At 67.8% G+C, this 6361-nt stretch carries 7 protein-coding genes; 5 read left to right on the plus strand and 2 right to left on the minus strand.

All coding sequences use genetic code 11. From position 1 onward, the window contains the following. A partial coding sequence (locus VJ655_RS17715; protein ID WP_324113359.1) for a twin-arginine translocase subunit TatC occupies positions 1–260 on the plus strand: 260 nt, incomplete at its 5' end. A 97-nt stretch (positions 261–357) separates the two neighbouring features. On the opposite strand, the gene VJ655_RS17720 is transcribed toward VJ655_RS17715, so the two are convergent. Further along, a complete protein-coding gene (locus VJ655_RS17720; RefSeq protein WP_324113361.1) occupies positions 358–819 on the minus strand; it encodes a hypothetical protein in 462 nt (153 codons plus the stop codon). A gap of 372 nt (positions 820–1191) precedes the next feature. Here VJ655_RS17720 and serS point away from each other — a divergent pair, with 372 nt between their 5' ends. From serS to VJ655_RS17740, 4 genes are all read left to right on the plus strand, one after another. Next, the gene (serS, locus tag VJ655_RS17725) at positions 1192–2568 is read left to right on the plus strand and encodes a serine--tRNA ligase (RefSeq protein WP_324113363.1); all 1377 of its coding nucleotides are present in this window, start codon (positions 1192–1194) and stop codon (positions 2566–2568) included. After that, entirely contained in the window at positions 2565–3371 is an 807-nt protein-coding gene (gene surE, locus VJ655_RS17730) for a 5'/3'-nucleotidase SurE (protein ID WP_324113365.1), read from the plus strand. The genes serS and surE overlap by 4 nt, the downstream gene beginning before the upstream one ends. Next, positions 3368–4036 (plus strand): protein-L-isoaspartate(D-aspartate) O-methyltransferase, encoded by a 669-nt coding sequence (locus VJ655_RS17735; RefSeq protein WP_324113367.1) that lies wholly within the window; start codon positions 3368–3370, stop codon positions 4034–4036. The genes surE and VJ655_RS17735 overlap by 4 nt, the downstream gene beginning before the upstream one ends. Positions 4037–4129: 93 nt before the next feature. Beyond that, positions 4130–6013: a LysM peptidoglycan-binding domain-containing protein gene (locus VJ655_RS17740; RefSeq protein WP_324113369.1), complete on the plus strand. Its 1884-nt coding sequence runs from the start codon at positions 4130–4132 to the stop codon at positions 6011–6013. Between the two features lie 153 nt (positions 6014–6166). Here VJ655_RS17740 and VJ655_RS17745 read toward each other — a convergent pair. Further along, positions 6167–6361: DUF815 domain-containing protein (locus tag VJ655_RS17745; RefSeq protein ID WP_324113372.1), on the minus strand; the 195-nt coding region annotated here is incomplete at its 5' end.

Genomic DNA, 6361 nt, shown 5'->3' on the forward strand with positions numbered 1-6361 from the left:
GCCTCAGCTTCCAGCTGCCGGTGGTGCTGTCGCTGGGCGGCCTGGCGGGGCTCGTCGACTCCAAGATGCTGCGGGCGGGCCGTCGCTACGCGATCGTCGCCGTCTTCGTGGTGGCCGCCATCGTCACGCCGCCCGACCCGATCAGCCAGATCACCCTGGCCGTGCCGCTGTGCCTGCTCTACGAGATCTCGATCTGGTGCGTGTGGCTGATCGAGCGACGCCGCAGGCGCGAAGACGAAGAAGCCGAGGCGGGCGTCTAAGAAGGCTTCCTCCCCCTTGAGGGGGATTTCCAATAGAAAAAGGCCCCGCGACTTGAGCCGCGGAGCCTCTTCCAACACTCAAATACGCGAGTGAAGCTTAGGCGGCGTCGCCCATGCGGGCTTGCAGCTGGGCCTTGGCGGCGCGGACCGTGTCGGTCACGCAGGCCTGGTAGGTGACGACGCTGAAGTTCGGCTGGGCCTTGCAGACGGTCGCGGCGGCCGTGCGGATTTCAGCGTGGATCTGGTCGCGGGTCTTGCCCTTCAGCGAGATGCGGACGACCGAGACGGTCTCGGCGGCCGGAGCCTTGCCGGCTTCGCGAGCGCGCAGGATCGAGGCCAGTTGGCGGTGAGCGTTGATCAGGGCGCTGTCGACGCAGGCGTCGGCGTAGGCCTTCGGGCTGGCGGCGCAAACCGTGGCGGCGCCGGCCTTGATCTCGTTCTCGATCTGGACCGAGTTCTTGTTGGCGATCGAGACGCGCACTTCGTTGGTGGCGGCGCCGGCCGGAACGGCGATGGCGGCGGTGATGGCGAGGGCGGCGAAAGCGGCGAACGTCTTCATGGTCGTCGAAATCCTTTGAATGATCGAGAGGGCCGGGGAGGGCCGCTAGAAAAGAACGCGTACTGAATTGGGCGGGCCTTTTCGTCGTTTGGCATTAAGTTGGGGTGCAGAAGCGAGCCTAATTCGCGTTAGGACTTGGCGTATTCGTGCCCGAGGTGCGGATTTCACGGCGAGATTGTTCGATCTTACCCGTGCCGCTCGGTCGCCCATTTCGGTTTCTCGGGGCTTAGGGGGGCGCTTTGGCGGGCGTGGCCACGCCGCGCCGGATCACGATGCCGTTGAGAGGACGCGACACCGCGTGGAGAGCTTGGCGCCCCCGCCGACGCGCCTTAGAGAGGGCGTTTCCCTCCGCCTCTCCCGAGCTTGCGTTCGATGCACGACATCAAGGCCATTCGCGACAATCCCGAAGCCTTCGACCGCCCATGGTCGGCCAAGGGGCGGTCGGGCGCGGCCGCCGAGGCCATCAAGCTGGACGCCCAGCTGCGCGCGGCCCAGACCGCGCTGCAGGAGACCCAGGCCAAGCGCAACGAGAGTTCCAAGCTGATCGGCATGGCCAAGGCCAAGAAGGACGAGGCCGAAGCCGCGCGTCTGATGGCCGAGGTCGAGACGCTGAAGACCATCATGGCCGCCGCCTCGGAAGAAGAAGCCATCGCCGCCGCCAAGCTGAAGGACCTTCTCGCCAGCCTGCCCAACATCCCGGCCGCCGACGTCCCCGCGGGCGAGGATGAGACCGGTAACCTGGAGCAGCGCCGCTGGGGCGACGCCAAGGCCCTGCCGGCCGGCAAGCTGAACGCGCCCAAGGACCACGTCGACCTGGGCGCGGCCCTGGGCGGCATGGACTTCGAGGCCGCCGCCCGCATGAGCGGCGCGCGCTTCGTGGTTCTGAAGAAGGAGATCGCGCGGCTCGAACGCGCGCTGGGCCAGTTCATGCTGGACCTGCAGACGGTCGAGCACGGCTACACTGAGGTCTCTCCGCCGCTGTTGGTTAAAGACCATGCACTGTATGGCACTGGCCAGTTGCCCAAGTTCGCTGACGACCTATTCGTTGGCTTGAAGGGTTTCCCCGAAGGCGTTCGGGAATGGGTGGAAGGTAAGGAGGGCGCCGCTGCCAGTTTGGTGGTCGACCTTCTGATGGATAACTACTGGCTGATCCCGACCGCAGAGGTCTCGCTCACCAACATCGTCCGCGAGCAGATCCTGGCCGAGGAAGAGCTGCCCATGCGCCTCACCGCGCTGACGCCGTCGTTCCGGGCCGAGGCTGGGTCGGCGGGCCGCGACACGCGCGGCATGATCCGCCAGCACCAGTTCTACAAGGTCGAGCTGGTCTCGATCACCACGCCCGACCAGTCCGAGGCCGAGCACGAGCGCATGGTCGAGTGCGCCGAGACGGTCCTGAAGAAGCTGGAGCTGCCCTTCCGCACCATGCTGCTGTGCACGGGCGACATGGGCTTCGGCGCGCGGAAGACCTACGATCTTGAGGTCTGGCTGCCGTCGCAGGACACCTATCGCGAAATCAGTTCGTGCTCGAACTGCGGCGACTTCCAGGCCCGCCGCATGGACGCCCGCTTCAAGAAGGCCGGCGAGAAGGGCACGCAGTACGTCCACACCCTGAACGGCTCGGGCCTGGCTGTCGGCCGCACCCTGGTGGCGGTGCTGGAGAACTACCAGGACGAGGCCGGCCGCATCCATATCCCGGCGGTCCTGCAGCCCTATATGGGCGGAATCACCCACATCGGGGACGCCGCGTGAGGATCCTCCTCACCAACGACGACGGCATTCATGCTCCGGGGCTCACCGCCCTGGAGACGATCGCCCGCGCGCTGAGCGACGATGTCTGGATCTGCGCGCCGGAGTACGAGCAGTCCGGCGCCAGCCGGGCGCTGACCCTGTCGGATCCGATCCGCGTACGCCGCTTGGACGAGCGCCGCTTCGCCGTCGAGGGCACGCCCACCGATTGCGTGATGATGGCCGTGCAGCAGCTGATCCCGGGGGGCAAGCCGGACTTGGTGCTCTCTGGCGTCAATCGCGGCCAGAACCTGGCCGAGGACGTGACCCTTTCGGGCACGGTGGCCGGGGCCATCGAGGGCATGGCTCTGGGCATCCCATCGATCGCCCTGTCCCAGACCATGGACTACTTCCACGACGAGATCGTCGCCCATTGGGAAACAGCCGAGGCGTTCGGTCCCGGGGTCGTCCAGCGCCTGTTGGAGGTAGGCTGGCCCGCCGACGTGATCATGAACGTCAACTTCCCGGCCCTGCCCCCGGAGGACATCTCGGCGGTCGAGGTGACGCGCCAGGGCTTCCGCGACGGCCACTTGCGCCACATGGAAAAGCGCAGCGACCTGCGCGGCCGCGACTACTACTGGATGGGTTTCACGGCCAAGCCGTCGACGCCGGCCGAGGGCACCGACCTGCGCGCGGTCTATGAGGGGCGCATCTCCGTCACCCCGCTTCACATCGACCTGACGCACCACGAGACGGTCCACAAGTTGAAGGGCGTGCTAGGCGGCGCCCCGCCGAAGATCTCCAAAGACATCTGGTCCGGCGCATGAGCAAAGGGACGACCAAGGCCGCCGAGAACGCCAAGGCCGACTTGCCGCGCCTGATGCAGGCTCTGCGCGACCAGGGGGTGACCGATCCCCAGGTGCTCAAGGCCATCGAGACCACGCCGCGCGACCTGTTCACGCCGGACCTGTTCAAGGATCGCTCGTGGGAGGATTCGGCCCTGCCGATCGCCTGCGGCCAGACCATCAGCCAACCGTTCATCGTCGGCCTGATGACCCAGGCCCTGACGGTGGAGCCGCGCTCGCGAGTCCTGGAGATCGGCACGGGCTCGGGCTACCAGACCACGATCCTCAGCAAGGTCTCGCGGCTGGTCTACACGATCGAGCGCTATCGGACCCTGATGAAGGAAGCCGAGGGGCGTTTCCACAAGCTGGGCCTGACCAACGTCATCACCAAGTTCGGCGATGGCGGCGAAGGCTGGGCCGAACAGGCGCCGTTCGACCGCATTATGGTCACGGCGGCGGCCGAAGATGATCCCAAGAGGCTGCTTTCGCAGCTGAAACCCAATGGCGTGCTGGTCGCGCCGATCGGGAAGGGGCCTGTGCAGAGCCTTCGCCGCTACGCGGGCGACGGCAAAGGGGGCTTCCGGGTCGAAATCCTGTGCGACGTGCGGTTCGTGCCGCTGCTGGCCGGCGTCGCCAAGGATCAGTGAGTGCGGAGGGCGCGAGGTTCGCGCCCTTCGGTGTTAAGGGTTGATTCACCCTGACGGAGCCTTGTGAGGGGCCCCGGCGGGAAAGGAGACGTCATGAGGCAGTTGTGGACGCAAGCGGCGGTGATCGCCCTGACGGCTGGAACGCTCTCCGCCTGCGCGACCACCCCGCAATACGCGGCGCGCGAAGGCCAGGGGCCGTCGCCCGCGATGCGGATGCCGACGCCCAACTTCCCCATCACCCAGCCGCCGGCCCCCCAGGCCGCCGCCCCGACGCCCAACACCGCGACCGAGACGGACGCCGTCGCCTTGGCCCCGCCGCCGCCCGCGCCGATCCAGAGCCAGCCCCTGGCCCCGGTCACTCAATCCGAGCTGCCGCCGCCAGCGCCCGTCCGCGCCGCGCCCGAGCCGGCGCCGCGAGCGGTCCTGCGTCCCGTGCCATCGCGAACCGTCGTCACCACGACCGTGACCGGGCCGGTGGTCGACGCGGAGGGCAAGCCGCAGGTGCATGTCGTGAAGTCCGGCGACACCCTGACCTCGATCGCCAAGAAGTTCGGTGTCAACGTCAACGACCTGGCCGAGACCAACAAGATCAAGAAGGGCCAGACCCTGCGCCTGGGCCAGAAGATCAGCGGCCCCGCCAGCGAGCAGAAGGCCTATGTCGTCCAGACCGGCGACACGATGTTCGCGATCGCCAAGCGCTTCGGCGTCACCGCCGCGGCCCTGGCCGAAGAGAACGACCTGTCGACGGGCGCGTCGATCAAGAAGGGGCGCAAGCTGGTCCTTCCCGACGGCTACAAGGACAAGGGTCCGCTCAAGACCACGACGGTCGTCCCCGGGACGCCCGCGCCGCAGGCCGACGTCGCCGAGACCGAGGCCGAACCCACGCCCGTCCGCTCCGGCTCGTCCTCGCGGCCGTCGCGCCAAACCGCGTCCGCCGAACCCACGACCGTGAGCACCACGTCTCTCAGCGTCACCGGCGCGGTGGTGGAGATCGCCGGGCCGCGTCAGGTCCACACGGTGAAGTCGGGCGACACCCTGACCTCGATCGCCAAGCGCTTCGACGTCAACGTCAACGACCTGGCCGAGGACAATAAGATCAAGAAGGGCCAGACCCTGCGCCTGGGCCAGAAGATCAAGGGCCCGGCCACCGAGCAGAAGGCCTATGTCGTCCAGACGGGCGACACGCTGGCCGAGATCGGCAAGCGCTTCAATGTCAGCGTCAAGTCGCTGGCGGCCGAGAACAACCTGCGGACCAGCGCCACGCTCAAGAAGGGCCAGAAGATCCGCCTGCCGGACGGCTACAAGGACAAGGGCCCGATCAAGACCACGACGACGGTGTCCAAGCCCGCGCCGGCCGAACCGTCGAACAGCTACGCCCGCGTCGAAACGCCGACGCCCGCGCCGACGCGTCCCTCGACGTCCACGCCCTCGACCCCGTCCAGCCCGGTTCCGTACACGCCCAGCTACCCGCGTCCCAGCGCGCCGGTGGCCGCCCAGCCGATCACGCCGCCGCCCGCTTCGTCGCGCCCGATCATCGAGAGCAGCAACGCCCCGACCGAGGCCGAGATCATCGCCTCGGGCAAGGGCAAGTTCGCCTGGCCGCTGCGGGGCGAGGTCATTTCCGATTTCGGGGTGAAGGGAACGGGCCAGCGCAACGACGGCGTCAACATTCGGGCGCCGCAGGGCGCGCCGGTGCTGGCCGCGGCGGACGGCGAGGTGGCCTACGCCGGCAACCAGGTTCCGACCTTTGGCAACCTGGTCCTGGTCAAGCATGCGGACGGCTGGGTGACGGCCTACGCCCATCTCTCCGCCGCCAACGTCAAGATGCGCCAGCAGGTCAGGCAGGGCGAGCAGATCGGCTCGGTCGGCGCCACGGGCGGGGTCAACGAGCCGCAACTGCACTTCGAGATGCGCTATGCGCCCACGGTCAAGGACAAGGCCAAGCCGGTCGATCCGGGTCTGGTGCTCCCACGCTGACGAAAAGGCCCGCCCCGAAAGAGGCGGGCCTTTTTCTTCGATGCTCTCCCTGATGTGAGAGGTGTCGGCGTAGCCGACGGAGAGGGAGGCGGCGGGCTTGACAGGACTTCCCCCTCCGGTCGCTTGCCGACCACCTCCCCCGCGAGGGATGGCTCACCCCGGTAGCTTGACGCCGAGTTCGCCGCCGAGATCACGGATGAACTGCCAGGCCACGCGACCGGAGCGGCCGCCGCGCTGGGTGGACCATTGCAGGGCGCGGCGATCGAGATCCGGCGCCTTGAGCCCGAACCGCTCGGCATAGGCGTGAATGGCGCTCAGATAGGTGTCCTGATCCATCGGCGGGAAGCC

Origin of the sequence: Caulobacter sp., from assembly GCF_035254145.1 — a bacterium.
Taxonomy (GTDB): Bacteria; Pseudomonadota; Alphaproteobacteria; order Caulobacterales; family Caulobacteraceae; genus Caulobacter.

Bases quoted from the DNA above. Each gene is read 5' to 3' on its own strand.
- VJ655_RS17720 (WP_324113361.1), bottom strand. From the start codon at position 819: ATGAAGACGTTCGCCGCTTTCGCCGCCCTCGCCATCACCGCCGCCATC.
- serS (WP_324113363.1), top strand. From the start codon at position 1,192: ATGCACGACATCAAGGCCATTCGCGACAATCCCGAAGCCTTCGACCGC.
- VJ655_RS17735 (WP_324113367.1), top strand. From the start codon at position 3,368: ATGAGCAAAGGGACGACCAAGGCCGCCGAGAACGCCAAGGCCGACTTG.
- VJ655_RS17740 (WP_324113369.1), top strand. From the start codon at position 4,130: ATGAGGCAGTTGTGGACGCAAGCGGCGGTGATCGCCCTGACGGCTGGA.